Origin of the sequence: Micromonospora sp. NBC_00821 (assembly GCF_036347035.1) — a bacterium.
Lineage (GTDB): Bacteria > Actinomycetota > Actinomycetes > Mycobacteriales > Micromonosporaceae > Micromonospora > Micromonospora hortensis.
This window is the reverse complement of sequence record NZ_CP108880.1, coordinates 5,149,108-5,175,659: the sequence shown is the minus strand read 5'-3', so window position 1 is coordinate 5,175,659 and position 26,552 is coordinate 5,149,108. Positions and strand designations below refer to the sequence as shown.

Annotated in this window: 28 protein-coding genes; 16 read left to right on the top strand and 12 right to left on the bottom strand. The window is 71.0% G+C overall.

The features are described from left to right. Window positions 1–91: 91 nt before the first annotated feature. Both OHB44_RS23510 and OHB44_RS23505 read left to right on the top strand, forming a co-directional pair. Window positions 92–802 (top strand): HAD family hydrolase, encoded by a 711-nt coding sequence (locus OHB44_RS23510; RefSeq protein WP_330438317.1) that lies wholly within the window; start codon window positions 92–94, stop codon window positions 800–802. Between the two features lie 408 nt (window positions 803–1,210). Continuing rightward, window positions 1,211–1,996: a L,D-transpeptidase family protein gene (locus OHB44_RS23505; RefSeq protein WP_330438316.1), complete on the top strand. Its 786-nt coding sequence runs from the start codon at window positions 1,211–1,213 to the stop codon at window positions 1,994–1,996. A gap of 13 nt (window positions 1,997–2,009) precedes the next feature. On the opposite strand, the gene OHB44_RS23500 is transcribed toward OHB44_RS23505, so the two are convergent. The 3 genes from OHB44_RS23500 to OHB44_RS23490 all read right to left on the bottom strand — a co-directional run bounded on the left by OHB44_RS23500 (window position 2,010) and on the right by OHB44_RS23490 (window position 3,654). Then, a complete protein-coding gene (locus tag OHB44_RS23500) occupies window positions 2,010–2,285 on the bottom strand; it encodes a hypothetical protein (RefSeq protein WP_238686685.1) in 276 nt (91 codons plus the stop codon). Between the two features lie 47 nt (window positions 2,286–2,332). Continuing rightward, window positions 2,333–2,764 (bottom strand): hypothetical protein, encoded by a 432-nt coding sequence (locus OHB44_RS23495; RefSeq protein WP_210781928.1) that lies wholly within the window; start codon window positions 2,762–2,764, stop codon window positions 2,333–2,335. Window positions 2,765–2,949: 185 nt separating this feature from the next. After that, entirely contained in the window at window positions 2,950–3,654 is a 705-nt protein-coding gene (locus OHB44_RS23490; protein ID WP_330438314.1) for a VOC family protein, read from the bottom strand. On the opposite strand from OHB44_RS23490, the gene OHB44_RS23485 reads away from it, so the two are divergent. Next, window positions 3,638–4,141, top strand: a complete 504-nt coding sequence (locus OHB44_RS23485; protein WP_330438313.1) for a hypothetical protein — start codon at window positions 3,638–3,640, stop codon at window positions 4,139–4,141. The genes OHB44_RS23490 and OHB44_RS23485 overlap by 17 nt on opposite strands. Before the next feature lie 172 nt (window positions 4,142–4,313). Here the strand turns inward: OHB44_RS23485 and OHB44_RS23480 are convergent, their stop codons facing one another. Continuing rightward, window positions 4,314–4,496 carry a DUF397 domain-containing protein gene (locus OHB44_RS23480; protein WP_330441271.1) on the bottom strand — a complete coding sequence of 61 codons (183 nt, stop codon included), beginning with the start codon at window positions 4,494–4,496 and terminating at the stop codon, window positions 4,314–4,316. Next, window positions 4,490–5,290, bottom strand: coding sequence for a helix-turn-helix domain-containing protein (locus OHB44_RS23475; protein ID WP_330438312.1), 801 nt, complete (start codon window positions 5,288–5,290; stop codon window positions 4,490–4,492). Before OHB44_RS23475 ends, OHB44_RS23480 begins: the two co-directional genes overlap by 7 nt. 280 nt (window positions 5,291–5,570) lie before the next feature. Here OHB44_RS23475 and OHB44_RS23470 point away from each other — a divergent pair, with 280 nt between their 5' ends. Next, complete coding sequence (locus OHB44_RS23470; protein WP_330438311.1) at window positions 5,571–5,825, top strand: flavin reductase; 255 nt, start codon at window positions 5,571–5,573, stop codon at window positions 5,823–5,825. 18 nt (window positions 5,826–5,843) lie between these two features. Here OHB44_RS23470 and OHB44_RS23465 read toward each other — a convergent pair whose 3' ends face one another. Genes OHB44_RS23465 through OHB44_RS23450 form a run of 4 tightly spaced genes read right to left on the bottom strand, consistent with a single transcriptional unit; the run spans window position 5,844 to window position 7,687 of the window. Next, a complete protein-coding gene (locus OHB44_RS23465) occupies window positions 5,844–6,242 on the bottom strand; it encodes a hypothetical protein (RefSeq protein WP_238686690.1) in 399 nt (132 codons plus the stop codon). Beyond that, window positions 6,239–6,562, bottom strand: a complete 324-nt coding sequence (locus tag OHB44_RS23460) for a hypothetical protein (protein ID WP_266305026.1) — start codon at window positions 6,560–6,562, stop codon at window positions 6,239–6,241. Before OHB44_RS23460 ends, OHB44_RS23465 begins: the two co-directional genes overlap by 4 nt. Before the next feature lie 48 nt (window positions 6,563–6,610). Continuing rightward, window positions 6,611–7,306: a hypothetical protein gene (locus tag OHB44_RS23455; protein ID WP_266305027.1), complete on the bottom strand. Its 696-nt coding sequence runs from the start codon at window positions 7,304–7,306 to the stop codon at window positions 6,611–6,613. A 3-nt stretch (window positions 7,307–7,309) separates the two neighbouring features. Next, window positions 7,310–7,687 carry a PadR family transcriptional regulator gene (locus OHB44_RS23450; protein ID WP_238686693.1) on the bottom strand — a complete coding sequence of 126 codons (378 nt, stop codon included), beginning with the start codon at window positions 7,685–7,687 and terminating at the stop codon, window positions 7,310–7,312. Between the two features lie 213 nt (window positions 7,688–7,900). Between OHB44_RS23450 and OHB44_RS23445 the strand changes: the two genes are divergently transcribed. The 5 genes from OHB44_RS23445 to malQ all read left to right on the top strand — a co-directional run bounded on the left by OHB44_RS23445 (window position 7,901) and on the right by malQ (window position 14,402). Further along, window positions 7,901–9,187 (top strand): ABC transporter substrate-binding protein, encoded by a 1,287-nt coding sequence (locus OHB44_RS23445; protein ID WP_238686694.1) that lies wholly within the window; start codon window positions 7,901–7,903, stop codon window positions 9,185–9,187. Beyond that, a complete protein-coding gene (locus OHB44_RS23440; protein WP_330438309.1) occupies window positions 9,184–10,167 on the top strand; it encodes a carbohydrate ABC transporter permease in 984 nt (327 codons plus the stop codon). The genes OHB44_RS23445 and OHB44_RS23440 overlap by 4 nt, the downstream gene beginning before the upstream one ends. A 1-nt stretch (window position 10,168) precedes the next feature. Beyond that, window positions 10,169–11,005 (top strand): carbohydrate ABC transporter permease, encoded by an 837-nt coding sequence (locus OHB44_RS23435; RefSeq protein ID WP_238686695.1) that lies wholly within the window; start codon window positions 10,169–10,171, stop codon window positions 11,003–11,005. 10 nt (window positions 11,006–11,015) lie between these two features. After that, window positions 11,016–12,224, top strand: a complete 1,209-nt coding sequence (locus tag OHB44_RS23430; protein WP_124858596.1) for an ABC transporter ATP-binding protein — start codon at window positions 11,016–11,018, stop codon at window positions 12,222–12,224. A gap of 177 nt (window positions 12,225–12,401) precedes the next feature. After that, window positions 12,402–14,402, top strand: a complete 2,001-nt coding sequence (gene malQ, locus OHB44_RS23425) for a 4-alpha-glucanotransferase (protein WP_330438306.1) — start codon at window positions 12,402–12,404, stop codon at window positions 14,400–14,402. Window positions 14,403–14,412: 10 nt separating this feature from the next. On the opposite strand, the gene OHB44_RS23420 is transcribed toward malQ, so the two are convergent. Continuing rightward, complete coding sequence (locus OHB44_RS23420) at window positions 14,413–15,522, bottom strand: winged helix DNA-binding domain-containing protein (protein WP_330438305.1); 1,110 nt, start codon at window positions 15,520–15,522, stop codon at window positions 14,413–14,415. 136 nt (window positions 15,523–15,658) lie between these two features. Here OHB44_RS23420 and OHB44_RS23415 point away from each other — a divergent pair, with 136 nt between their 5' ends. The 4 genes from OHB44_RS23415 (at window position 15,659) to wrbA (ending at window position 18,148) form a co-directional block, all read left to right on the top strand. Next, the gene (locus OHB44_RS23415) at window positions 15,659–16,051 is read left to right on the top strand and encodes a hypothetical protein (protein ID WP_238686698.1); all 393 of its coding nucleotides are present in this window, start codon (window positions 15,659–15,661) and stop codon (window positions 16,049–16,051) included. Between the two features lie 63 nt (window positions 16,052–16,114). After that, entirely contained in the window at window positions 16,115–16,873 is a 759-nt protein-coding gene (locus tag OHB44_RS23410; protein WP_238686699.1) for a HipA family kinase, read from the top strand. Continuing rightward, complete coding sequence (locus tag OHB44_RS23405; protein ID WP_266305030.1) at window positions 16,870–17,238, top strand: DUF3037 domain-containing protein; 369 nt, start codon at window positions 16,870–16,872, stop codon at window positions 17,236–17,238. Before OHB44_RS23410 ends, OHB44_RS23405 begins: the two co-directional genes overlap by 4 nt. Window positions 17,239–17,530: 292 nt before the next feature. Next, window positions 17,531–18,148: an NAD(P)H:quinone oxidoreductase gene (gene wrbA, locus OHB44_RS23400; RefSeq protein WP_238686701.1), complete on the top strand. Its 618-nt coding sequence runs from the start codon at window positions 17,531–17,533 to the stop codon at window positions 18,146–18,148. 95 nt (window positions 18,149–18,243) lie between these two features. On the opposite strand, the gene OHB44_RS23395 is transcribed toward wrbA, so the two are convergent. Continuing rightward, window positions 18,244–20,166, bottom strand: a complete 1,923-nt coding sequence (locus OHB44_RS23395) for an anthranilate synthase family protein (protein ID WP_266305031.1) — start codon at window positions 20,164–20,166, stop codon at window positions 18,244–18,246. Window positions 20,167–20,370: 204 nt separating this feature from the next. On the opposite strand from OHB44_RS23395, the gene OHB44_RS23390 reads away from it, so the two are divergent. The 3 genes from OHB44_RS23390 (at window position 20,371) to OHB44_RS23380 (ending at window position 24,839) form a co-directional block, all read left to right on the top strand. Continuing rightward, entirely contained in the window at window positions 20,371–21,783 is a 1,413-nt protein-coding gene (locus tag OHB44_RS23390) for an FGGY family carbohydrate kinase (protein WP_238686703.1), read from the top strand. Between the two features lie 99 nt (window positions 21,784–21,882). Then, entirely contained in the window at window positions 21,883–24,420 is a 2,538-nt protein-coding gene (locus OHB44_RS23385; protein ID WP_238686704.1) for a sensor histidine kinase, read from the top strand. Then, window positions 24,417–24,839, top strand: coding sequence for a roadblock/LC7 domain-containing protein (locus tag OHB44_RS23380; protein WP_088988684.1), 423 nt, complete (start codon window positions 24,417–24,419; stop codon window positions 24,837–24,839). Before OHB44_RS23385 ends, OHB44_RS23380 begins: the two co-directional genes overlap by 4 nt. Before the next feature lie 79 nt (window positions 24,840–24,918). Here OHB44_RS23380 and OHB44_RS23375 read toward each other — a convergent pair whose 3' ends face one another. After that, entirely contained in the window at window positions 24,919–26,262 is a 1,344-nt protein-coding gene (locus tag OHB44_RS23375) for a GH1 family beta-glucosidase (protein ID WP_330438296.1), read from the bottom strand. Window positions 26,263–26,552: the final 290 nt, after the last annotated feature.

Here is a 26,552-nt window from a genome sequence, read left to right as displayed (position 1 = left end):
AGCGGTTCACGAAAATCCGGAAGATCTCACATCGATCTCCCACCTATCCTGTCTCTCGGCCTTGGAGGCGGTGGCACGGGGAGGGCATGGCATGACGGTTGGCGTGGCGGCGCGACGACAGGCGCAGGTGTTGATCTTCGATGCGGACGACACGTTGTGGGAGAACAACGTCGTCTTCGAGCGGGTGATCGACGACTTCCTGGGCTGGCTGGACCACCCCACCCTGGACCGGAACGCGCTGCGGGCCGTCCTCGACGACATCGAGCGGGCCAACGCGGTGGCGCACGGGTACGGCAGCAAGGTCTTCCTGCGCAGCCTGGCGGAGTGCCTGGAGCGGCTGCGCGAGCGGCCGGCCACCGACTCCGAGCGTCAGGAGATCGGCCGGTTGGCGGTTGCCCTCGTCGAGCACCAGGTGGAGCTGATGCCCGGGGTGGCCGACGCGCTCGACGAGCTGGCCGGCCGGCACGAGTTGCTGCTGCTCACCAAGGGCGACCGGGAGGAGCAGCAGCGCAAGCTGGACGCCTGCGGTCTCCTGCACCACTTCGGGGCCGCGCACATCGTCGCCGAGAAGAACGTCGACACGTACCGGTGGCTCACTCGGGAGCACGACTTCGCTCCGGACGGCGCCTGGATGATCGGCAACTCCCCGAAGTCGGACATCCTGCCGGCGCGGGCCGCTGGGTTGAACGCGGTGTTCATTCCGAACGCGAACACCTGGGTGCTGGAGGACGACGAGTTGGACCCGACAGACGGCGGGGTACTGCGGCTCGCCGCGTTCCGGGACCTGCTGCGCCACTTCTGACCGTACCGAAGGCAAACAGCGTCGGCGATCATGGTCGCGTTACGCCAACCTGCCCGATTTTCAGCGTGGGATCAGTCCTGCCGCCGTTCGTCCGCCGCGGCTTGTCCGGCCGGTAGGAGCGCGCCTAACCTGGTCCGGCGCTCACGGCCCCTCGGGGTGTGTCGGGGCGCGTCGGCGTTCGGCGGGTGAGCACCGTGGAGCTGAGTGCGAAGTGGCTGGCTCACCCCGTTCTCGCGCGTGGCGTCGTGCCACGCCCGCGCGGCGGGGTGCCGGAGCTGTCCGCTTCCCTGCCGGACGGCCGAGGGTCAGGGCCGGGTAGTTGCGGACCCGGTCCTGACCCGGCCCGCGAATCGTTCGACGGCTGCGAGCGGGGCAGACCGCACGCGGTTCGACTGTCAGGATGGCGGCATGAAGCGCAGATCTCTCCTGCTCGGCGCGGCGGCCGGTCTGGTCACCCCGGCCGTGCTCACCCCGCCCGCGCCCGCGCTCGCGGCGGACCGGCCCCTGCGGCCGGGCTGGGGCACGGCCTCGGCGAAGCGACCCTTGCCGAAGTGGCAGCCCCGGGCCCGCGCCAGCGCGTTGACCACGCTGCCGGCGGAGACGAAGCAGGTGATCATCGTCGGCGCGAGCAGCTACACCACCACCTACGCCACGCTGGAGGCGTTCGTGCGGGTCCGGAGCAACTGGTGGCCGGCGTCGGCGTCGTTGCCCGCCCGGATCGGCTCGAAGGGCTTCAGCGACAACCACGTGGAGGGTGTGCCGACCACGCCGACCGGCGTCTACTCGATCGGCCCCACCATGTACGGCATCGCCGCCAACCCGGGCCTGCGATTCCCCTACCACCGGCTGGTCAGCGGGGACTGGTGGAACGAGAACCCATCGTCTCCGCTCTACAACACCTTCCAGCAGAGTGCGACCAACCCGGGCGGGGCCAGCGAGGCACTGTGGAAGGAGGTCCCCGCGTACACGCACTTCGCGGTGATCACCTACAACATGCCGCCGAACGTGCCGAAGCCGGTGCCGAACGCGGGCAGCGGGATCTTCCTGCACCAGTTCAGCACCAGCGCCGGCAACGCCACGGCTGGTTGCGTCTCCCTCGCCCACGATCACCTGGTCGACGTGCTCAACTGGCTGGACCCGGCGCTGTCACCCCGCATCGTGCTCAGCCCGTACGCCCAGCTCAGCCGATACTGAGAGCCGCCCCGGCTCAGCCGGCCTCGCGTCGAACGATCGCCACCGCGACCCGGCAGAACTCGTCCATGTCCGGGTTGAACCCGGCAGCGATGTCGGGGTGCAACCCGGAGCGGGTCTCCTCCAACAGTCGCTGGCAGACCTGCTCGACCGGTTCGCCGGCGTAGCCGGAGCGGACCCGATCGGTGGCCGCCTGAAGCGCCGAGGTCAGCTGCTCCTCCAGCGGGCCGCGCAGCTTCTGCTGCACAGGATCGAGCCCGCGGGGGTCGAGCGTGACATGTGGCTCCGACATCGGTGCTCCCTTCGTCGGCGTCCGCGATACCCCACCGCGGACGTCGGTCAAACCCCGGTCGGTACGGCGGCGACCCGCACCTGGTACGAGAATTCCTCCGCCGGCTCCTCGTGGTACGACAGCCGGCGGATCTGCCGGTCGTCGTCGTAGAGGGCGACGTCCACCAGCACGCCGAGGTGGGCGAGGCCGATGTTCGACACCCGCTTCTTGTCCTGCAACACCGCGCAGACGCCGCCGAGAAGGGTGCTGGCGTCGGACGTACGGTGCCCGGGCGGGCAACGCAACACCAGGTCCACCTCGATCGGCCCGGGCAACGGCGTCCAGCCGGTGCGCTGGGCCGCGGCGAGGGCGGCCTGGAGCAGGGTGCGGACCCTCGTCGCCTGCCGGTGCCCGGCGGCGAAGATGGACAACGCTTCGGTCTTGACCGGTGGCAGGCCGCTCACCTCGAACGTCAGGGCGAGAGCGCGGGTGTCCTGCACGACGGCACCTCCTCGTTGGGACGATCCTGCCGAACCGGGGGAGTGGCGGTGGGACGTTCCCGCGATTACCAACCGATCGGGCAGGCATGGGCCGGCCGGAGGCGTGTCGACGGCGGCGGCGAACGCGCCGGCTACGGCGCTAGGAAAACGCTAGCCGACGACGCCCGCGCTCGGTAGTCGGTCGTTCACCCGGTGGGGCGTGGGGCGAAGGCGCAGAACTCGTTGCCCTCGGGGTCAGCCAGCACCCACCACCAGTGCGTCTCGTCGAGAGGCTCGCTCAGCAGCGTCGCGCCCGCCGCGATCAGTGCCATCGGCTCCGGGTCGACCAGGTCGACGTCCCAGTGCAGCCGGTTCTTGACCACCTTGGGCTCGGACACCCCGACGAACACCCAGTAGTCCCACGGGAACCCGGACGCGCCGACCACCGACGAGGTGCTCGACTCGTGCTCGACGGTGCCGCCGACCATCCCGGCCCACCAGGTCGCCTGCGACGCCGGGTCGGTCGAGGCCACCACCAGCTCGAACGGGCCCGGTCGGGTGCCCTCTCGGGCCGGGAACGCGCAGAACTCGTTGCCCTCCGGGTCGTCGAGCACCCACCAGGTCGCCTCGCCGCCCGGTTCGCGGACCAGCCGGGCGCCGTCCGCGAGCAACGCCGCCGGGTCCGCGCCGGCCAACCGCAGATCCAGGTGTACGCGGGTCGTGCCGACCCGTGGCTCGGGCACCTTGTTCACCCAGATGGACTCGGCGTTCGAGCGCGCCGAGCGCGGGTCCACCCGGGTGTCGTCGTCACCGGCATCGGCCACGTCGCCGTCGAGTATCCGGGCCCAGAAGGCACCCAGCGCGAGCGGGTCGGTGGCGTCCAGGCAGAGGTCCTTGAAGCGCGCGATCATCGTCCCAGCATGCCTGGTCCGGGCGAACGTGTCCGGGCAGAAGGTCCTTCGCCGACCTTCCGTTGCGCAACTCAACGACGGCTGGGCGCAGAGCAGGCCCCTGTTCCTACCTCTGATCGTGATGGGCATCCTGATCGGACTTGTCGTCGGATGGCTGTTCGCAGCGGCACTCGCCTACCGGATCGTGGAGGCGTCGGCCGAACGGCGACGCGCCTCCGCCGGGCTCTGGGCCGTCGCTCTGATCGCGCTCGCTCTGCCGGCAGTAGCCCTGTACGGCAACGTGTTGCGGACATTCCGAGATCACGGCGACGTCGGTCCGGTCTTCACCGTGCACAGCGCATTCACACCCGGCCCCTACTACCCGTTGGGGCCGGCCTGGCAGATTCTCGCCCTGGCCATCGCCGGTGCCGTGCTCGCGGGTGCCGCGACCCGGCTCGCCCGTCCGGGCACCCAGCCGGAAACGCAGGAAGCAGCGATAGCAAGCTGAGGCTCAGGCCGCTGCTGTCCGATGGCCGGGGCGGTAGTTCGTCATCGAACTGACTGCCGGCGGTCGCGGGACCTTTCCGGGTAGATCTTGGACAGTTTCCGTTCTGTTATAACGGAAACTGTCCAAGATCTCAGAGTGCCCTAGGTCGAGGGGTCTTCTCCGAGCTTCGTGTTCAGTGCTGCTTGGCGTACGCGACGAACGCTTTCCAGGCCGTCGGGTCGACGTGCAGGGTGCCGCCGTCGCGGTCCTTGGTGTCGCGCACCAGCACCACGCTCGGCAGGTTGTCGGCGACCTCGATGCAAGCTCCGCCGTTGCCGCCGGACCGGGTCGACTTTCGCCACTGTGGGGTCAGCATGCCCATGACTTCGCCACTTCCTTGATCAGCTCGGTTGACTGCCGGCGGGGGAGCGCCTCGTTCCGCACGATCTCCCACGTCTTCGCCAGCTTAGCGACGTCGGCCGGTGCATCGACGATCTGCGCGGTGAGCTGGTTGTCGGCATAGGTCACGCGTTCACCGTCCGGCATCTCGGCGATGATGAACTGACCGCCCATCCCCAGGTACATCCCAGCATCCGTTGGGACGATGTGCACCTGGATATGCTCCGCCGTCGCCAACTGGACCAGGTGCTCGCACTGCTCGACCATGAGGCCCGGCTGGTCGAGCACCGGCCGGCGCAGCACCGCCTCGTCCAGCACGGCGATGAGCTGCGGCGGGCGTGGGCGGTGCAGGATCGCCTGCCGCTCCAGCCGGGAGGCGACGATCCGGTCCACGTCCTCGACGTCGAACCGTCCACCGGCCAACGTCGCGCGGGCGTACCGCTCGGTCTGGAGCAGGCCCGGCACGTACGCCAACTCGAACCAGCGCAGCGTGGTCGCCTCCCGTTCGAACTCGATCCACTCGCGCAGCCAGGCCGGCTCGGCGTCGAGCCGGGCCAACCCGTCCAGCATGCGGAGGAAGCGTCCGCCGGTCTGGTGGTGCGTGTCGACAGCCCTCATGTACTCCTTCGTGGGCGGTCGCCCGCCGGTCTCCACAGAGCTGACGTGCGAACCCGAATAGCCGATGCCCCGGCCGAAGTCGTCCTGACTGAGCCCGGACCCCGTCCGGAACAGACGCAGTTCCTCCAGCACGTAGTCGGTGACGGTCCCCATCGATTCCCCAACCTTCGCTCAGTCTGGCTCGGCGTGTCCGTCATGGGTGCTCACCTGGACCGCTGAGCTGCACAGATGGCGCGAGCACGTATCGACGGTAGTCGCCTCATCACCAGACTGTCACCAGTGGCGGGTCCGCTGGTGGCCGGAATGGCGGCGGTGGGCCCTGCCCTCCGGGGTCGCTCCCGTTTCCCCCTTGCGGGAGCGGCCCCGTCCCCGTCCCCGAGGAGGTCGATGTGCTCACCCCGACAGGCCAGCAGCCCTCGACGTGGTGGCGGTGATGGTGGTTCGGCCGCCCGTCCCGCATGTCGCCATGCGCCCGCTGTGGCGGTGCCGCAACTGTGGCGCCGAGTGGCCCTGCCAACCGGCCAAGCTCGCCCTGCTGACGGAGTACCGGACCAGCCGGACCGCGCTGCTGATCTACCTCGGCACTGTGATGCACGAGGCGACGAACCAGCTCACCCAACTCCACCCGGATCATCCGCCGACCGGGATGACCGAGCGCTTCCTCTCCTGGGCCAGGGCCCGGGGTTGACGCTCGGGCAGCCGTCGTTCATCCCGGAAAGGGGATCAGTGGCACCCCGTCGGAGTATCCGGGCCCCTCACTGGTCAGCACCGCGGCGTCGTGGGTCAGGCCCGCCACGGCGGCTGCGGCCAGGTCGAAACGGCGGGTCCTGCGCTGCCAGAAGGTCAGCTCCGGTAGATCCTCCGCCTGCTCGGGCAGAAGCGCGCAGGAAGTCAAGGCCAGCAGCTTGTGCAGCAGGGCCAGGTCCTTGCCGGTCGCCATGGTCAACGCTTCGGTCGCTGCCACCACCGGCACCCCGAACCGCACCCCGTCCTCAATCACCTCGTGGACGGGCTCGCCCACGTGCACCGTCCGGAGGACGGCGTATCCCAGCAGGGCCGACCGGTCCAGGATGAGCCGAACTGGTGGTGTTGTCTCCGAGGTCATGCGGCGTCGGCGCGGGGCGCGGTGTCGTCACCGTTCATCTCGGCCTCCATGGCGGCGCGGATCTTGGCGCGCTCCGCCTCGAACCGCTCCGCAGGCCACTCAGCCTCCACGCCCAGGCGGCGGGCCCGAGCCTCGGCCACACCCTGCTCAGTGATGTGAATGCCGGCGGCGAGCAACAACTCCTTGTGCTGCTCCACCCGCTTGCGCCGACGCACCGACTCGGTGACGTAGGCACTGGCCATGCGGTTGCCCTGGCTCTCCAGGATCTGACTCACGTCTGGGGGGACGGAGATCGTGAAGCGGCGCTGGGGCTCTGTCATACGCGCAGCTTACACCTGTCATACTCCGGCCTGGCGCTGCTCGTACCGTCAGGCGGGTTTGACTCTGGTGGCGTCCGGGTGCGGGCTGTCGGCGGCGGTCCGGCCCTCGCGCAGTGACAAGCGACGCGCCAGCACCGTGGCGCCCGCGAGCGCGGCCAGGACCATGGCGATCTCCGTGACCACCACCGGTGGTGCCGCGCTGTAGTCGGTGGTCCAGGCGAAGGTGACGGTGATCGGCGTGATGACGATGCCGGCCACCGGCAGGAGGACGCTCATCAACTGAGCCGTCCGCCGGATCCTGGGCAGGTCGCGGAGCCGGGTCCGCACCGCGATGACCGCTCCCGTGACGACCACGGCGGCCGGTATGCCGTAGTAGACGGCGACGGCGAGCTGGACCGGTACGTCGATCGAGCGGGGGATGTCGACCATGCGGACGAAGACCGGGTAGGCCGCCATCAGGAGGCCGTAGCCGAGCACGACACCGAGCACCGCGCCGATCAGCGCGGTGCCGAGAATGCGGCCGTAGTCGCCACGCACCCGTTGGACGCCAGCCTCGTCGGCGAGCCGCCGCGCGAAGCCGGCCACGTCACCGCCGATCAACTGTGCGGGATCGCCCCCGTCGGCAGCCGCTGCCCGCAGGTCGAGGCGCAGGTCCGCGGCGAGTGCCGCCCGATCGGCCGAGCCGACTCCGTCCCCGCGCCACGCCTGGTCGGCTTCGCCCAGAAGGCGGTCGATGGTGTCCATGGGTCAACTCCTCGTGGGGGTGTGGTCGAGCGGGCGGAGAACGGCGTCGACGGTGTCGGTGAAGCGGTTCCACTGGTTGTGCCAGGCATCCAGGTGGATCCGACCGGACCCGGTCAGCGCGTAGACCTTTCGGGGTGGGCCGGTTGGGCTCACCTGCTGTTCGTGAGCGACAAGGCCAAGTCGGCGCATGCGAGTCAGCAGGGGATAGATGGTGCCGTAGCTGATGGCGCCGAAGCCGGCCGTCTCCATTCGCCGAACCAGCTCGTAGCCGTGCGCTGGCTCGCGTGCCAGCAGCGCCAGCAGGCACATGTCCAGCGCGCCCCGCAGGAGTTGGGTCTGCCGGTCGTTGTCGTCGATGGACTGGCTCTCCGCCGCTACCATGCGACACATACTACCTTGCTATTCGGCGTCACGATATACCGGCGTCGACTTCCGCTGTGACAGCCAGGTTTCGCGACTTCACGGGTGGGGCAGAGTAGCCGCTACAGAGCATCCGGGCCGGAGTTTCCGCAGCTTGCCGACTCGGAACCGGCTCGCCGTGCGCCGGGGCACGGATGCCCTCCCCGGTCTTTCGCCGAGGAGAGGGGGAGGGCGATGACGGACCCCGAAACGGCTCGACACCGACGCCGGCCAGTTGTTCGGCTGGGCGCGGCGGCTGCCGCGCTGGCACTCGTGGCACCGCTGGCCGCGTGCGGCGCGGACGACGCTGGTGGCCCACCGACGATCAACCTGTACTACCCGCCCGAGCAGAACCTGCAGAAGGTCGTCGACGACTGCAACGCGCAGGCCCAGGGACGGTACGAGATCGCCTACCGGGTGCTGCCCCGGCAGGCCGACGACCAGCGGGTGCAGATGGTGCGCCGGCTGGCCGCCGAGGACAGCGGGATGGATCTGCTCGGGCTGGACGTCACCTGGACCCAGGAGTTCGCCAGCGCCGACTGGATCCGCGAGTGGACCGGTCAGGACAAGGCCGAGGTCGAGCAGGGCACCCTCGCCGGGCCGTTGGACACCGCCCGGTACGAGGACAAGTTGTACGCGGCGCCGAAGAACACAAACGTCCAGTTGCTCTGGTACCGCAAGGACCTGGTGCCGCAGCCGCCGACCACCTGGGACCAGATGATCAGCGCGGCCCAGCAGCTCAAGGACCAGGGCAAGCCGTACCAGGTGCTCACCATGGGCGCGCAGTACGAGGGTCTGGTCGTCCTCTACAACACCCTGGCCGAGAGCGCCGGCGGGAAGATCCTCAACGACGACGGTACGAAGGCCGTGATGGACGAGGGCACGGTCCGGGCGTTGGAGCAACTGAAGACGTTCGCCACGTCGGGCGTGACCTCGCCGTCGTTCAGCAACGCCACCGAGGACCCGGTTCGGCTGGAGTTCCAGTCCGGCGCGGGCGCGTTCCAGGTGAACTGGCCGTTCGTCTACCCGGCTCTTCAGGAGGCGAACCCGGAGCTGGCCAAGCAGGTCGGCTGGGCTCGGATTCCGGGCATCGACGAGGGCACCCCCAGCAAGGTCACCATCGGTGGGGTCAACCTGGCGGTCAGCTCCTACTCCAAGCACCCGGAGCAGTCCTTCGAAGCGGCCCGGTGCATCCGCAGCGCCGAGCACCAGAAGTTCTCCGCCATCAACGACGGTGTGCCGCCGACCATCGAAGCGGTCTTCGACGACCCGGAGATGACCGAGGCGTACCCGATGAAGGACACCATCCTGGAGGAGCTGAAGGAACCGGCGACGCGTCCGCTGACCCCCGCCTACCAGAGCATCTCCACAGTGATGTCGGCGATCCTGTCGCCGCCGTCCGGCATCCGCCCGCAGCAGACCGCCGACGAGCTGCGCGACGCCATCGCCGACGCCCTCCAATCCAAGGGGGTCCTGCCGTGAGCATCAACGCCACGCCGACCGGCGCCGACGTCGCCGCAGAAGAGACCCGCCGGCCCGCCGCCGTACCGAAGCAACGCGGTGGCCGTCGCAAGCCCCCGTTGAGCGAGAACAAGAAGGCCGAACGCCGGCTCGGTCTGCTGCTCTGCGCGCCGGCCGCGCTGGTCATGATCGCGGTGACCGCGTACCCGATCATCTACTCGGTCTGGCTGTCGTTGCAGCGCTTCGACCTGCGTTTCCCCGACCAGCGTGAGTTCATCGGGCTGGAGAACTACGTCACTGTGCTCACCAACGAGTTCTGGTGGACCGCGTTCGGGGTGACCACGCTGATCACGGTGGTCACCGTGGCCATCGAGCTGGTGCTCGGCATGGGCCTGGCGATCATCATGCACCGCACCCTGGTCGGGCGCGGCCTGGTTCGGACCTCGGCGCTGATCCCGTACGGGATCGTCACAGTGGTCGCCGCGTTCTCCTGGCGGTACGCCTGGACGCCCGGCACCGGCTACCTGGCCGACCTGTTCAGCGACGGCGCGCCGCTCACCGAACGGGCCAGCTCCCTGGCGATCATCATGCTGGCGGAGATCTGGAAGACCACCCCGTTCATGGCGCTGCTGCTGATGGCCGGCCTGGCGCTGGTCCCCGAGGACCTGCTCAAGGCGGCCTCCACCGACGGCGCGACCGCCTGGCAGAAGTTCACCAAGGTGATGCTGCCGGTGATGAAGCCGGCGATCCTTGTCGCGTTGCTGTTCCGCACCCTGGACGCGTTCCGGGTCTTCGACAACATTTTCGTGCTGACCGCCGGAGGCAACGAGACGTCGTCGGTGTCGATGCTCGCCTACAACAACCTGATCCGGGGCCTCAACCTCGGCATCGGTTCGACGATGTCGGTGCTGATCTTCATCACCGTGGCGATCATCGCCTTCGTCTTCGTGAAGCTGTTCGGCACCGCTGCTCCGGGCAGCGACGACGGAGAGAGGCGCTGACATGGCTGTCGAAACCACTACCAGGGCAAAGCTGCGCTGGGGTCTGCTCGACGTCCTCGTGGTCGTCTTCGCGCTGGTCCCGGTGCTGTGGATCGCGTCGCTGTCGTTCAAGACGCCGGCCACCCTCACCGACGGGAACTTCATCCCCCGCGAATGGACGCTGGACAACTACCGGACCATCTTCGACACCGACCAGTTCGTCCGGGCGCTGGTCAACTCGATCGGCGTCGCGCTGATCGCCACGCTGATCGCTGTGGTGCTCGGCGCGATGGCCGCGTACGCGATCAGCCGGCTGGACTTCCCCGGTAAGAAGCTGCTGGTCGGCGTCTCCCTGCTGATCGCGATGTTCCCGCAGGTGTCACTGGTGTCGCCGCTGTTCGAGATCGAGCGTCAGCTCAAGATCTTCGACACCTGGCTGGGGCTGATCCTGCCGTACATCACCTTCGCGCTGCCGCTGGCGATCTACACGCTGTCGGCGTTCTTCAAGCAGATCCCGTGGGATCTGGAGAAGGCAGCGAAGATGGACGGCGCCACCCAGGCCCAGGCGTTCCGGCGGGTGATCGCGCCACTGGCCGCGCCCGGGCTGTTCACCACCGCGATCCTGGTCTTCATCTTCTGCTGGAACGACTTCCTGTTCGCCATCTCGCTGACCTCGACCGAGCGGTCCCGCACGGTGCCGGCCGCGTTGTCGTTCTTCACCGGCGCGTCGCAGTTCGAGGACCCCACCGGGGCGATCTGCGCCGCCGCCGTGGTGATCACCGTTCCGATCATCCTGTTCGTTCTCTTCTTCCAGCGTCGCATCGTGTCCGGTCTGACCTCCGGCGCGGTCAAGGGATAGGTGGGTAGTCATGGCTGACATCGTGCTGGACAAGGTGAGCAAGAGCTTCCCGGACGGGACCGTCGCCGTGCAGGACGTCGACCTGGAGATCGCCGACGGCGAGTTCGTGATCCTGGTCGGGCCCTCGGGCTGCGGAAAGTCCACCACCCTCAACATGATCGCCGGGCTGGAGGACATCAGCTCCGGTGAGCTACGCATCGCCGGGCAGCGGGTCAACGACAAGGCCCCCCGGGACCGGGACATCGCCATGGTGTTCCAGTCGTACGCGCTGTACCCGAACATGACAGTGCGGGAGAACATGGCGTTCCCGCTGCGGCTGGCGAAGCTCGACAAGGAGACCATCGACCGCAAGGTCGACGAGGCGGCGAAGGTGCTGGAGCTGACCTCGCTGCTGGACCGCAAGCCGGCCAACCTCTCCGGTGGCCAGCGTCAGCGGGTGGCGATGGGCCGGGCGATCGTCCGCCAGCCGAAGGCTTTCCTGATGGACGAGCCGCTGTCCAACCTCGACGCCAAGCTGCGGGTGCAGATGCGCACAGTGGTGTCCCGCCTGCAGAAGCAGCTCGGCACCACCACCGTCTACGTCACCCACGACCAGACCGAGGCGATGACCCTCGGCGACCGTGTGGTGATCATGCGCGGGGGTGCGGTGCAGCAGGTCGGGCCGCCACAGGAGCTGTACGACCACCCGAAGAACCTCTTCGTGGCCGGCTTCATCGGCTCTCCGTCGATGAACTTTCTGCACGCCGCAGTGCAGGACGGCGAGCTGCACACCGCCCTGGGCACGGTGCCGATCGGTGACCGGGTCCGCCGGGAGTTGGAGGCGGCCGACGCGCCCCGCGAGCTGATCCTCGGCATCCGACCCGAGCACTTCGAGGACGCCGAACTGGTCGACGACGACACCCGTCGGCGGGGCATGGAGTTCGAGGCGCCGGTGGACATCGTCGAGTCGATGGGCTCGGACAAGTACGTCTACTTCACCGTCGAGGGGGAGAAGGCCAGCGCCGCCGAGTTGGAGGAGTTGGCCGCCGACGCGGGTGCCGCCGACTTCGCCGGCGCCGGCGGCAACCTGGTGACCCGGTTGTCCGCCGAGTCCCCGGTAGCCGAGGGGCAGACGCGCCGAGTCTGGTTCAACCTGGAGAAGATCCACCTGTTCGACCCGGCCAACGGCCGCAACCTGACCCTGCACGAGGGTCGGGCCGCCGGCGCGCTCGCCGACTGACGCCCCATTTTCGCGCCGATCTTGCACTTTCGGTTGTCGGCATGAGATGGATTGCCCCTTCTGTCGGGACAGAAAGTGCAAGATCGGCGCGGCGAGGGCGCGCGGGGCGCCGTGTCCTGCGGCGTGTGGGCTGGCGTGGCAGGGTGGTCGCAGGTTTCGTCGTGGAGCGGGGGCGGGATGAATCGACGATTGGCCGCGCTGGCAAACGCGCACGGTGTTTCCACCTGGTACGAGGATTGGCGGCACCGCCGCGTCGCCGTCGCGCCGGAGACCGTGGTGGGTGTGCTGGGGCTGCTCGGCGTGGACGCCACCAGCCCGTCGGCGATCGCCGACGCACTCGCCGCGGCCCGTGCGGTCGACCGGAGCGCCCTGCCGGAGACGGTCGTGCTCACCCACGGTCGCGGCCGGGCGCTGCCCGGCCCGGGGGTGGTGACCCTGGAGGACGGTGGCCGCCGCGCGGTCGACGGTGAGCTGCCGGCCGACCTGCCGCTGGGTTGGCACCGGCTGGCCTGCGCCGACCGCGAGGTGACACTGGTGGTGGTGCCGCGCCGGCTGCCGGTGCCGCCGTCGAGCTGGGGGTGGATGCTCCAGCTCTACGCGCTCACCTCGGAGCGATCCTGGGGCATGGGCGACATCGGTGACCTCGCCGAGTTCACCGGGTGGGCCGGTGCCACCGGGGCGGGGCTGGTGCTGCTCAACCCACTGCACGCGGTCGGGCCGGCGCACCCGGTGGCCACCTCACCGTATTCGCCGGCCAGTCGACGCTTCGTCAATCCGCTGTACCTGCGGGTCAGCGACACCGCCGCGTACCGGGAGGCCGACGCGGCCACCCGGGCGGTGGTCGACGCGTTGCGTCCCGACCGGGGGCACCTGATCGACTACGACGAGGTGTGGGCGGCGAAGCGGCGCGCCCTGGAGTTGCTGCACCCGTACGCCCAGCCGGTGGATCTTGCCGCGGACCCGGCGCTGACCAGCTTCGCCACCTGGTGCGCGCTCGCCGAGCGGCACGGCAACGACTGGCGTGCCTGGCCGGCGGAGCTGCACCACCCCGACGCGCCGGCGGTCGCCGAGCAGCGTCGGCGTCTCGCCGACCGGGTCGCCTTCCACGCCTGGCTGCAACATCTCTGCGACGAGCAGCTCGACGCCGTCACGGCGGCGGCCCGCTCGGCGGGGATGCCGGTCGGTGTCGTGCACGACCTGGCCGTCGGCATCGACCCGGGCGGCGCGGACGGGTGGCAGCTCGCCGACGTGCTGGCCCAGGGTGTGCGGGTGGGCGCGCCGCCGGACGACTTCAACCAGCTCGGTCAGGACTGGGGGCTCGCCGCGTGGCGCCCGGACCGGCTCGCCGCCACCGGGTACGCCGCGTACCGGGACATGCTGCGCCGCGTCCTGCGGCACGCCGGTGGCCTGCGGGTCGACCACGTCGCCGGCCTGTGGCGACTGTGGTGGGTGCCTCCGGGCGGCGGTGCGGCCGAGGGCACCTACGTGCGCTACGACGCCGAGGCGATGCTCGGCATCCTCGCGTTGGAGGCGCACCGGGCCGGCGCGGTGGTCGTCGGTGAGGATCTCGGCACTGTCCAACCCGCGGTGACCCGAGGGTTGCGGGGGCGCAACATGCTCGGCTCGACAGTGCTGTGGTTCGCACGTGACGAGGCCGGTGACTTCGTCCCGCCGGCCCGGTGGCCGCGAAACGCCCTGGCCACCATCTCCACCCACGACCTGCCCACCGCGCCGGGCTTCCTGACCGGTGAGCACGTGCGGGTGCGTGACGAGTTGAAGCTGCTCGGCACCGACGTGGCGGTGGAGCGGGCCCGCGCCGCCGCCGACCGGGACCGGCTGCTCACGATGTTGGCTGCCGAGAACCTGCTGCCCGCGCCGACGCCCGGGTCTGAGCCTGCCGAACCGGCGAAGACGCCCGACGACGGTGAGGTGGTGGTGGCGATGCACGCCGCGCTCGCGGCCAGCCCGACCCGGCTGCTCGGCGTCTCCCTCTACGACGTGCTGGGGGAGGTGCGCCAACCCAACATGCCGGGCACCGTCGACGAGTATCCGAACTGGCGTCTGCCGCTGCCGGCCAGCGTGGCGCAGATCCGCGCTGACCCCCGGGTGGCCCGGATCGTCGACCTGCTCAGCGCCGCCCGCCCACGACCGGCCGACCCGGCGCCGCCGCAGCAGTGACACCGCCGGGTCAGGTCAGCCAGTCGAAGCGGGCCGGCAGCCCGAGGAAGTCGGCGTAGCACCCGAGCGCCTGCTCCACCCGGGCCCGCGTGGCGACGTCGAGGGTCGTGAGCGGCTGGATCGTCACTGTGACAGCGGTGCGGCCGACCTTGCGTTTCCACACGCCCACCACGCGCCCGGAGCGGACCACTGTGGCCTGGAAGATGCCGTTGTTGCCCGGCACGACGGCCGCCTGGTGGGCGGGGTCGAGCATCAACGTGCGGTCCCGGAAGCCGAGCAGGTACTCGTCGAAGCCGGGCAGCGCCAGCACGTCGTCCGGCGCGGTGCGTGGTGCGTCGGCCACCGTCGCGTCGACGTACATCGGAGTGCCCTCGACGCGTACCGTGCTCAGGGCGTCGTCGGCGGCGGCCAGGCCGCGTCGGGCGTCGGTCAGGGTGAGGCCGCTCCACCCGGCGAACTCGCGGTCGGTGACCGGGCCGTGCCCGCGAACGTAGCGGTGGGCGAGCACTGCCAGCGCCTCGTCCCGCTCCAGCCGGTGGGACGTGGGCGCCCACTCGTCGAGCAGGGCGAAGGTCTGCTCGGTGCCGACGTTCGGCGCCACGCAGGTCACGCCGCGAACGCTCGCATACCACAGCAGGTGGTAGCCACGCTGCCCGTCGGTGCCCAGGCCGGCCGCCCGCAGGGTGGTCAGGCACTGCGCGCGGGTGAGCCGACCGCCGCCGGCCAACGCGGCGCCGAGGACGTCCACCGCCCGATCCGCGTCGGCCTCGGTGAGCCCGAGCTGCGCCCGCCGGGTCGCCACGCCGGCCAGGGATCGTACGCCGGTCAGCTCCAGCATCCAGCGGGCGTCGGCGGGCGGGACGAGGTGCACTGTGCCCCGCATCGGCCAGGTGCGCAGCGCCTCACGCCGCTCCAACGCCGCCTGCACGTCGGCCACGCTGCGACCGGGTAACCGGGCGCCCAACGACCACAGCCCGCTGGCCAGGTCCTGTGCCTGCATCGCGCCGAACCACTCGACCACCTCGGCGACGGTGCCGGGTTGGGTGCTCGGGTGCGGGCGCAGCAGCAGGCTGGTCATCCGCAGCGCCAGCGCGTCGGCCGCGCTGAGATCGACAGGCATCCTGCGCTCCTTTTCGTGACCGGGCGGCCAGCCTAGGGCCGACCACCGACACTCCTGCTGGTGGGAGGCGTAACGGCGGTCGCCGTGGGAATGCGCCTCGCCGGAAGTGCGCGCCGCGCGTACGGAAGGGAATCTCATGACTGCCGCAAGCGAGCCGGCGCGGGGCGCCGGCGTAACGGCCGGGTCCCGCGGCCATCGGGGGGACGCCCGCGCGAAGACGAGCGCCGCGGCGACCTTCGCCCTGGTGTTCGGGGTGGCCGGTCTGTTCAGTGTGTTGACGGCGATCCTCGCCTGGCTGGGGTTGGTGCTCGGCATCATCGGGATCATCCTCGGCATCGTCGGCCTCAAGATGGCGCGCCGACCCGGGGTCACCGGTCGTGGCGTGTCGATCGGCGGCCTGGTGCTCAGCATCCTGGCGGTGCTGATCGGGCTCGGTCTGGCCGCGGGCATCACCACGTTCGTCAACAACGAGAACGCCGTGGACCGCCTGCAGACCCAGGTCGACAAGCTGCGCGACAAGATCGACTGACCGCGCGTGCCGGTCTGGGCCGGCCCGCCACCCGGCCCGGCCGACCACAGTAAGGTGGGCGGCGTGCTCCGCCAGGTCACCGCGATCCGTTACGTCACCCCGCTGCGCGAGGGTGGGTCGCTGCCGGGCGTGGTGGAGGCCGACGACCTGGGCACCTACGTGGCGAAGTTCCGAGGCGCAGGCCAGGGCCCCAAGGCGCTGATCGCCGAGGTGATCTGCGGTGAGTTGGCGCGCCGGCTGGGGTTACGGGTGCCGCCGCTGGTGGTCCTCGACATCGACCCGGTGATCGGGCGGGCCGAGCCCGACCAGGAGGTGCAGGAGCTGCTGCGCAACAGCGGCGGCGCCAACCTCGGAATGGACTTCCTGCCCGGGGCGCTGGGCTTCGACCCGGTGGCGCACCCCGTCGACCCGGCGCTGGCCTCCCGGGTGCTGTGGTTCGACGCGTACGTGGAGAACGTCGACCGGAGTTGGCGCAACCCGAACCTGCTCGTCTGGCACCGGGAGCTGTGGTTGATCGACCACGGCGCCTCGCTGTACTTCCACCACAACTGGCCGCGCGCCGAGGCCGCCGTGCACCGGGCCTACCGCGCGGAGGACCACGTGCTGGCGCCGTACGCGTCGCGGCTGGCCGAGGCCGACGCCGAGTTGGCACCCCAGGTCACCCCGGAGCTGCTCACCGAGGTGCTGGCCCTGGTGCCGGGGGAGTGGTTGACCGCCGCCGACTTCGAGACGGCCGACGCGGCGCGCGGCGCGTACCTGGATCACCTGTCCCGCCGCGTCGCCCGCACGGCCGACTGGCTGCCATCGGGGAGCGGGGCATGAGGAAACCCTTCGAGTACGCGTTGATCCGGCTCGTGCCCCGCATCGAGCGCGGTGAGCAGATCAACGTCGGGGTGTTGCTCTACTGCCAGCAGCGCGACTTCCTGGCCGCGCGGACGCACCTGGACGCCGACCGGGTTCGCGCGCTGGCCCCCGACGTCGACCTGCCGGCGGTGGCCGCGGTGCTCGACTCCTGGGACCGGACCTGCTCCGGTGACGGGCCGGCGACCCGGATGCGGCTCGGTGAGCGCTTCCACTGGCTGGCCGCGCCGCGCAGCACGATGATCCAGACGGGACCGGTGCACACCGGTCTCACCGCCGACCCGGCGGCCGAACTGGACCGGCTGATGGCGACCCTGGTCCACTGAGCCGGAGCGGGTGCGGGAGCGGTGATCGTCCCCTGATCGCGCTACGCCAGCGCCGTTGCCGGCGGAGCGCGATCCCCCGTTCAGGTGCCCGGTGCGGGGCGGCGGCTCGATCCCGCCGGCACCGATGGCATCAGGATCGTCGTCCGGGCGCGACGTCGGGCCGGAACGACCGGGAAGTTGCGGAAAACTTGAGCCGGCGGACCGGTAGCCGGCAGCGCCGGAGGCTGTCGTTAGAGCGCGTCCGCAGCGGGTAGTCGCGGGAGCTGATCCGAGACGATGAGGGGACACTCTGATGGCTGCCCAGACCAAGGTAGCGGTGATCTACTACAGCGCCACCGGCACCACCTACCAGATGGCGCAGGCCGTGTGTGAGGCCGCCGGGGACGCCGGCGCCGACGTGCGCCTGCGCAAGGTGCGCGAGTTGGCGCCGGACGAGGCGATCCGCTCCAACTCCGGCTGGCAGGCGCACCACCTGGAGACCCAGGACGTGCCCGAGGCGATGCTCGACGACCTCACCTGGGCCGACGTGGCGATCTTTGGTGCGCCGACCCGGTACGGCATGATCGCCGCCCAGTTGAAGCAGTTCATCGACACCACCGGCCCGCTCTGGAGCCAGGGCGGGCTGGTCAACAAGGTCTACTCCGCCTTCACCTCGACGGGCACCTCGCACGGCGGGCAGGAGACCACGCTGACCTCGCTCTTCAACGTCTTCTACCACTGGGGCGGTGTCGTGGTCACCCCCGGTTACACCGACACCAGCCAGTTCATCGCCGGCAACCCGTATGGCGCCTCGCACACCAGCAACAACGGGGAGATCGCCCCGGACGCCGTGGCGCTCGGGGCCTGCGCGCTGACCGCCCGGCGCGCCGTGCAGCTGGGTGCCGCGCTGAAGGCGGGCCTCGCCGGCTGACCGGCTGACAAACGAGGGCGACCGGCGGCGCGGGCGGGGGCTCTCGACCCGGCCGCGCCACCGGTCCATCCAGCCCTACCCCCGGGCCGGGGCGACTATGCGCCTGGGCGCGTCGCGGACAGCTCGTCCGGACGCGACGCGGGCAACAGCCCGGTCAACAGCTCGCTGAGTACGGCGAGCCCGTCCGGGCTGAGCACCGACTCCGCGTGGAACTGCACTCCGGCGAAGCCGCGCCCCCGCAGGGCGTGCACGGCGCCGTCGTCCGGGTCCCGGGCCAGTTCCACCGGCCCGTACGCGGTGGTCAGCCGATCGGCGTCGGCGCGGGCGGTGAACGTCGAGTAGAACCCGACCCGGCGGATCCGGCCGAACAGCGTCACCTCCCGCTGCAACCCCTGGTAGGGCGCGTCCCGGCGGTGCAGTGTCAGCCCCAGCAGCCCGGCCAGCACCTGATGGCCGAGGCAGACCGCGAGGGTGGGGCGGCCGGTGGTCAGCAGCCCGGTCAGCAGTTTGCGCAGCGCCACCATCTTCGGCTCGTCCGCGCTGCCCGGATCGCCCGGCCCGGGACCGGCGACCACCAGGTCGTAGTCGTCGACCGGGCCGCTCGCGTGCCAGGGACGGGTGGTCACCGCGAGGCCCAACGCGCTCAGTTGGTGGGCCAGCATTCCGGTGAAGGTGTCCTCGGCGTCCACGATCAACACTCGGCGGCCGACCAGTCCCGGCAGTCCGGGTGCGTCCGGTGAGCGCTGGTCCAGCCAGAACCGTGCCAGCGGCGCGTTGCGCGCGGCCAGCGCGTCGCGTACCGCCGGGTCGTCGGCCAGCCGCGTGACCGGCCCGGTGTCGCCGACGGACGCCGCCGGCCCGAGACCGAGCGCGGCCAGCACCCCGGCAGCCTTCGCGTGCGTCTCAGCCACCTCGCCGGCCGCCGTCGAGTGCCGGACCAGTGTCGCGCCGACCGGCACCCGCAGACGGCCGGTGGGGGAGATCTCGGCGGTCCGGATCAAGATCGGGGCGTCGAGCGTCTGCCGGCCGGCCTCGTCGTGGCCGAGCAGCGCCAGCACGCCCCCGTAGTAGCCCCGGCCCCGGCGTTCGTGCCGGGCGATCACCCGGCAGGCGTTCTCGATCGGGCTGCCGGTGACGGTGGGGGCGAACATCGTCTCGCGCAGCACCTCCCGCACGTCGCGGGTACCCCGCCCGGCGAGCAGGTACTCGGTGTGCGCCAGGTGCGACATCTCCTTCAGCTGCGGGCCGATCACCTGCCCGCCGTGCTCAGCGACGGTGGCCATCATCTTCAGCTCCTCGTCGAGCACCATGTATAGCTCTTCGATCTCCTTCTCATCGGCGAGGAAACGCAGCAGGGCAGCCCGGTCCACGACGCCACCGGGGCAGCGGAAGGTGCCGCTGATCGGGTTCATCATCACCAGTCCGTCGTCGACGCTGACGTGCCGCTCCGGGCTGGCGCCGACCAGCGTCCGGGTGCCGGTATGCACTACGAACGTCCAGTACGCGCCGCGTTCGGCGATCAGTAGCCGGCGCAGTGCGGCCAGCGCGGCCCCCAGCGGTGGGCCCTGCACCGTGGCGTGCAGGGCGCGGTGGATGACGAAGTTCGCGCCCTCGCCGCGGCCGATCTCCTCGGACAGCACCCGCTGCACGGTCCGCGCGTACTCCTCGTCGCTGACGTCGAAGCCGGCGTCGGTGGTGTGCACCGGTTCGTCGGGCAGCGCGGTGAGGGCGTCGGTCAGGGTGATCCGTTGGTGCTCGCGGACCTGGAGGAACTCCAGTGGGGCGCCGTCGTCGACGCACGCGAACCCGCGTTCGGTGATCTGCCGGTACGGCACCAGGGCCAGCGTCCGTGCCCCGGGCACGCCCGCCGGCAGCGGAAGGTCGGTGAGCGCTTCGACGGTGCCGACCGGGCCGGTGAACAGGTCCAGGTCGTCCGCGCCCTCGCGGCGCAGCAGTGCGAAGGGTCCGGGGTCGACGCCGCGCGCGACGGCGGCGAGCAGGTCGGTCAGGTGGGTCATCGGAGTCTCCGTCGGGCTGGGTGCCGCCGTCGGGCGGCCCCGGAGCCGGGAGATCCGGCGACCGCCTCGATGGCGGCCGCGTGGATGGAGCTACGCGCGGGAGATGGCCGCCGGGTCGGCGGGCCACCAACTGGTCAACTGCGCGAGCATGTGATCCACCCTACGCGCCCGTCGGCCGGCTGGCACGGGGTAACTTGACCGGCGATGAACATTCTCGCGCTCGACCTGGGCACCTCCTCGGTACGCGGGCTGGTGCTGGACGCGGACACCCAGCCGCTGCCCGGCGCACTGGCCCGCCGCAAGGTCGACCTCGCCATCGGCGACGACGGCACCGGCACGCTGTCCGGTCGGGACTATCTGGCAAGCCTGGTCGAGTGCCTGGACGAGTTGGCCGACTCGGGGCACCTGCACGACGTCGGCCTGGTGGCGGTCTCCGCCCAGTGGCACTCGGTGCTCCCGCTGGACCGCGACGGCGCCCCCATGGGCCCGGTGGTCACCTGGCTGGACACCCGGCCCGCCCCGGTCGGGCGCACCGCCGGGCCGGCCGACCCGGACGGCTTCCACCAGCGCACCGGCTGCTGGTGGCACCGTTCGTACTGGTCGATGCGGTTGCCCTGGTTGCGTGAGCAGTCCGGCACCCCGATCGCCCGGTTCGTGGGTCTGCCCGAGTACGTGTTGGGCGAGTTGCTCGACTCGGCGCCCATGTCGATCTCCCAGGCCTCCGGGACCGGGCTGCTGGATCTGCGCACCCTGCGCTGGGACGAGGAGGCGCTGACGCTGGCCGAGGCGCGACAGGCGGAGCTGCCGGCGCTGGGCGAGCTGGACTGGCACGGCCGGCTCCGGGTCGACCTGGCTCGTCGGTGGCCGCAGTTGGCGCAGGCCCGGTGGTCACCTCCGGTGGGCGACGGTGGGGCGTCGAACGTCGGCTCGGGCTGCGTCGACCCCAGCCGGGCCGCGGTCACAGTGGGTACCTCCGCGGCCGTACGGCTGATGCAGCGGATTCCGGCGGGCGAGCCCATGCCGCGCCTGCCCGAACGGTTGTGGCGGTACCGGGTCGACCACGACCACGTGGTGACCGGGGCCGCGTACGCCAACGGCGGCAACCTCTTCGCCTGGGCGGACCGGGAGCTGCGGTTGCCTCGGGGAGCCGAGCTGGACGCGGCGCTGGCGCTGGTGCCGGCGGGCGGTGGCCGGCCGTCGGATCCCCGCTTCGGTGGCGACCGGGCGCCCGGGCTGGCGCCGGCGGGCAGCGGCGAGCTGCGCGGTCTGAGTTTCAGCACCACCTCGGTCGACATCCTGGCCGGGCTGATGCAGGGGTTGTGCGAGCTGGTCGCCGAGGATCTCGGGGTGCTGGAGTCCACAATCGACAAACCGGTCGGGGTGGTGCTGGGCGGCGGTGCGGTGGCCGCCTCGGTGTGGTGGCGGCAGGCCTTCGCGACCGCGCTCGCCCCGCGACCGGTGTCGCATCAACGCAACCCGGAGATCGGTGCCACCGGTGCCGCGTTGGTGGCGCTGGGGCGCTTCGGTGACGCGATCGAGCTCGCCGACATCGGCCGGACGGACGAGCTGGTTTTACCGACCACGGCAGGACGTTCCCACCCGCAGTATCCTTCCTGAACCTCGGCCTCGCCCGGGCCGTTGACAGCGGTACCGAGCCTGGTTGGATGGACTGCGCTCCCCCGACCGCGGTGGACGCGGTAGGACGGAGGAGGCAGGGTGGCGGCAGGTCCCGACCCGGCGAACGGCGCGGTGTCGAACCATCGCCGACGCCGCTTCGATGTCCGAGTCGTTCCGCATCGACGGCGGTCGCCGTTCCGGCTGCGCGACTGGCGGATGAGCACGAAGCTCGCCACCGTGCTGCTGGTGCCGTCGATGGCGTTCCTCCTACTCGCCGGGGTGCAGACCAGCACCCTGGTGGGGCGGACGACGGCGTTGAACGACTTCTCCAGTCAGGTCGGCATCGGCCGGCAGATCACCGCGGCGGTGCACCAGCTCCAGCAGGAGCGTGACCGTTCGGCCGGGGAGCTGGGTGAGCTGCGTAAGGGTGGTGACCGACAGGCCGCCGCGAACGATTTGAAGCCGTTGCAGGCGGCCACCGACAAGGCCATCGTGGATTTGAGCCGGGCCGCCGAGCCCCTGGCGGACGCGGACGCGTCCTGGCGGGTGGCCTTCTCCGAGGCGCTGGAGGCGTACGACCAGGTGGTGGACATCCGCTCGGCGATCCCGCCGGCGGTGCTCAGCACCGAGACCATCCTGAGCAACTACCACCGGGCCGTCGGGGCGTTGCTCGACCTGCTCGCCGAACCGACGCCCGGGCAGAACCAGCCGGCGTTGAACGACGCGGTGCTGCGCTACGTCCAGTTGGCCCGGGTCAAGGAGCTCTCCTCCCGGGTGCGGGGCCAGCTCTACGCCGCCGCCCGCGCCGGTGCGTACGGCACCGAGGACCGGGTGGTCCTCGCCGACCTGCGCGGTCAGCAACTCACCGCGCTCGGCGCGTTCCGGGTGGCAGCGACCAGTGCGCAGATCCGCCGCTACGACGAGACCTCGGTGTCGCCGAGTTTCCTGGTCGCCACCGGGTTGGAGGAGCGCAGCCTGTCCTCCGGCGCCGCGTCGCCGCAGGTGCTGCCGTCGGAGCAGTGGTGGTCGGCCAGCCAGCAGCGTCAGGAGCTGCTGCGTCAGCTTGAGGCGGGTGTGCTCGACGACGCCGTACGGCAGGCCGAGGATGCCAGCGACGATCAGCTGCGGACGACCCTGCTGGTCGTCGGCGGGGTGGTCACGGTCCTGCTGGCCGCCCTGCTGATCTCGTTGCTGATCGGGCGATCGGTCGCCCGGTCGATGCGGCTGCTGCGCAGCCAGGCGCTGCGGATCGCCCAGGTCGAGTTGCCGGACGCCCTGGACCGCCTGAAGACCGTCACCGGTGGGGTGCCGCGCATCGATGTCGCGCCGGCGGTGGTCCGCTCACTCGACGAGATCGGCGAGCTGGCCGAGGCGTTCGTGGCGGTGCACCGCAGCGCGGTCACTGTCGCCGTCGAGCAGGCGCTGATGCGGCGCAACGTCAACGCGATGTTCGTCAACCTGGCTCGCCGCAGCCAGGTGCTGGTGGAGCGTCAGCTGGAGCTGCTGGACGACCTGGAGCGCGAGGAGAGCGACCCGGACCAGCTGGAGAACCTGTTCAAGCTCGATCACCTGGCCGCCCGGATGCGCCGTAACGACGAGAGCCTGCTGGTGCTCGCCGGCACCGACTCGACCCGCCGGTGGAACCGGCCGGTCGGGCTCGGCGCGGTGCTGCTGGCCGCCGCCGCGGAGATCGAGCAGTACCAGCGGGTCCGGATCGAGTCGGTCGCCGACGTGCACGTGGTCGGGCACGCGGTGGGGGAGTCGGTGCACCTGCTGGCCGAGCTTCTGGAGAACGCCACTGCCTTCTCCCGCCCGGACACCGTCGTGGTGGTGACCGCCCGGGTCGAGGCGGGGGGTGCGCTGATCGAGATCGTCGACCGGGGTCTGGGTATGAGCCCGACCGCGTTGGTGCAGGCGAACGAGGTGCTGGCCAGCCCTCCGGCCGCGGACGTCGCGGCGGTGGAGCGGATGGGGCTCTTCGTGGTCAGTCACCTGGCGGCCCGGTTGGGCGTCCGCGTGCGGTTGGAGGGCGGCGAGGACGGCCTGGTCGCCCGGCTCGCCCTGCCCGCGGTGTTGCTGGCGCCGGCGGGCAGTGTGGAGTTGGACGCGCCCCCGTCGGCGCGGATGCTGGCGGCCAGCGCGGCGCGGGGGCTGGTGCCGCAGCCGGGGGCAGCCCGGCAGGCCACTGCCCCGATGTCGAACGGCGCGGTGCGGGACCTGCCGGTGGCCGGCCGCCCGCCGGGCGTCGGCGTGCCGCGTCAGGGCCGCCCGGTGCCGGTACGCGCTGAGGACGTGTTGACCCCCGCCGCTGCTCGCGGTGCCGGCGGGGGCTGGTATTCGCGGCAGGGCCCGACCGCGCCGGTGGTGCCCGCCGCGGCGGCGCCACCGACGATCCCGGTGACCGCCGGCACCAATGAGCGGGGATTGCCGGTGCGGGTGCCCATGGCGCAGTTGAGCGCTGTCACCCGTTCGGCACAACCGATGACGGCACCGACCCGCACCGACCCGGACCCGGAGGCGGTCGGCGGCATGCTCTCGCGGCTCTACAGCGGAGTACGGCGCGCCGAGGCTGAGGACACCACCGAGATACCCGTGCCACCGTCCGGGGGGCACGACGAAGGGGGACGACGACAGTGACGACGTTGAGCCAGGAGGCGCGTGACCTGAGCTGGCTGGTGAGCGCGTTCGCGGAGCGGGTGCCGGGTGTGGCGCACGCGGTGGTGGTCTCCTCCGACGGGTTGCTGGTGGCGATCTCCGACCACCTGCCGCGCGACAACGCGGACAAACTCGCCGCGGTGACCTCCGGGCTGATGAGTATCACCGCGGGCGCGGCCTCGATGTTCGACGGCGATGTCGTCAAGCAGACGGTGGTCGAGATGGGCCGTGGCTACTTCCTGGTGATGCAGATCCGCGACGGTTCGATTCTGGCCACGCTGGCCGCCGGGGACGCGGACATCGGCGTGGTGGGCTACGAGATGGCCCGGCTGGCCAAGCAGGCGGGGGAGATGCTCACCCCGGCCCTGCGGGCGGAGTTGCAGCAGGCGCTGCCCCGCTGAGTGAGCCGGCCGAGGCCCGGACGGTAACGGCTCACCGGAGCCGAGCCGTCCGGGCCCGGCCATCCGGGTGGCGGCGCGGTCAGAAGCCGCCGTCGGCGATGACGGAGCGGTACCAGGTGGCGGAGTTCTTGAGCACCCGACGCTGGGTGGCGTAGTCCACGTAGACCAGGCCCCAGCGCTGGTCGTAGCCCTGGTCCCACTCGAAGTTGTCCAGCAGTGACCAGACGTGGAAGCTCTCCAGCGGCACTCCGTCGGCGATGGCCCGGTGCGCGGCGGTGAGGTGGTCGCGGAGGAAGCTGATCCGGCCGGAGTCCTGGACGGTGTCGTCCGCGCCCAGGGTGTCCGGTGTGGGCAGCCCGTTCTCGGTGATGGTGAGCGGGATCGGCCCGTATTCGCGGGTGATCCGGGTCAGCAGGTCGTACATCCCCTCGGGGTAGATCTGCTGCCATTCGGCCTCGGAGGTCGCCCAGCGGTGCGCCGTGCCGCCGTCGCCGGTGACGTAGATCGGGGTGTAGTACTGCACGGCCAGCAGGTCGATCGGCGCGGAGATGGTCTTCAGGTCGCCGTCGCGGATGCCCTTGACCATCCGGCTCTGCGGGCCCAGGTCGGCCAGCAGGTCCTCCGGGTAGCTGCCCTTGAGCAGGGAGTCGAGGTAGAGGCGGTTCTCGTAGGCGTCGTAGAGGTCAGCGGCCGCGGCAGCCTGCGGGGAGTCGTCGGCGGGGTAGCAGGGGTGCAGGTTGAGTGCGGGGCCGATGCGGCTGTCGCTGCCGGTGGCCCGCAGCGCGGCGACGGCGTACCCGTGGGCGAGTTGCAGGTGGTGGGCGACCAGGTAGGCGGCGTCCGGGTCCTGCCGCCCGGGGGCGTGGTGGCCGGTGAGATAGCCGTTCTGCACCACGGTCTTGGGTTCGTTGATGGTGAGCCAGGCCGGCACCCGGTCGCCGAGGGCGCGGAAGACCACGTCGGCGTAGTCGGCGAAGCGGTGGGCGGTGTCGCGTGACTCCCAGCCGCCGGCGTCTTGGAGCGCCTGCGGGAGGTCCCAGTGGAACAGGGTGGCCATCGGGGTGATTCCGCGCTCGTGCAGGCCGTCGAGGAGGCGGCGGTAGAAGTCGAGGCCGCGTTGGTTGGGCGTGCCGGTGCCGTCGGGCTGGATCCGGGGCCAGGAGATGGAGAAGCGGTAGCTGCGCAACCCGAGGTCGCGCATGAGGTCGAGGTCCTCGGCGTAGCGGTGGTAGTGGTCGATGGCCACGTCGCCGGTGTCGCCGTTACGGGTGCGACCTGGGACGCGGCTGAAGGTGTCCCAGACCGACTCGCCGCGCCCGTCCTCCTTGGCGGCGCCCTCGATCTGGTACGCGGAGGTGGCCGCGCCCCAGCCGAAGTTGTCCGGGAAGCGCAGCGGGCCGGCGGGCCCAATAGGTATCGACATGGATTCTCCTCATGGATACGGGGCCACCGCCGAAAGATTCGGGAGCGCTCCCATGATAGGGCAGACGCTGCCGGCCGGTCAGCCGGCCGTCAGAACGGCCGGCGCTGGCGGGTGGGAGACGGGTGTGGCCCCGAGCAGCGAACGAGGCCGTCCGGGCGGCGCGGCGCGCCTGTCCCGTCGGCCTCTTTTCCTATCGTGTACGGGGGTTTAGTGTGGGGACGGGGGAGGGCAACCCCCGTCCCCACCGTAACTGCACACACACGGGCGGAATTTGGGTCCTGCCGTGCGTG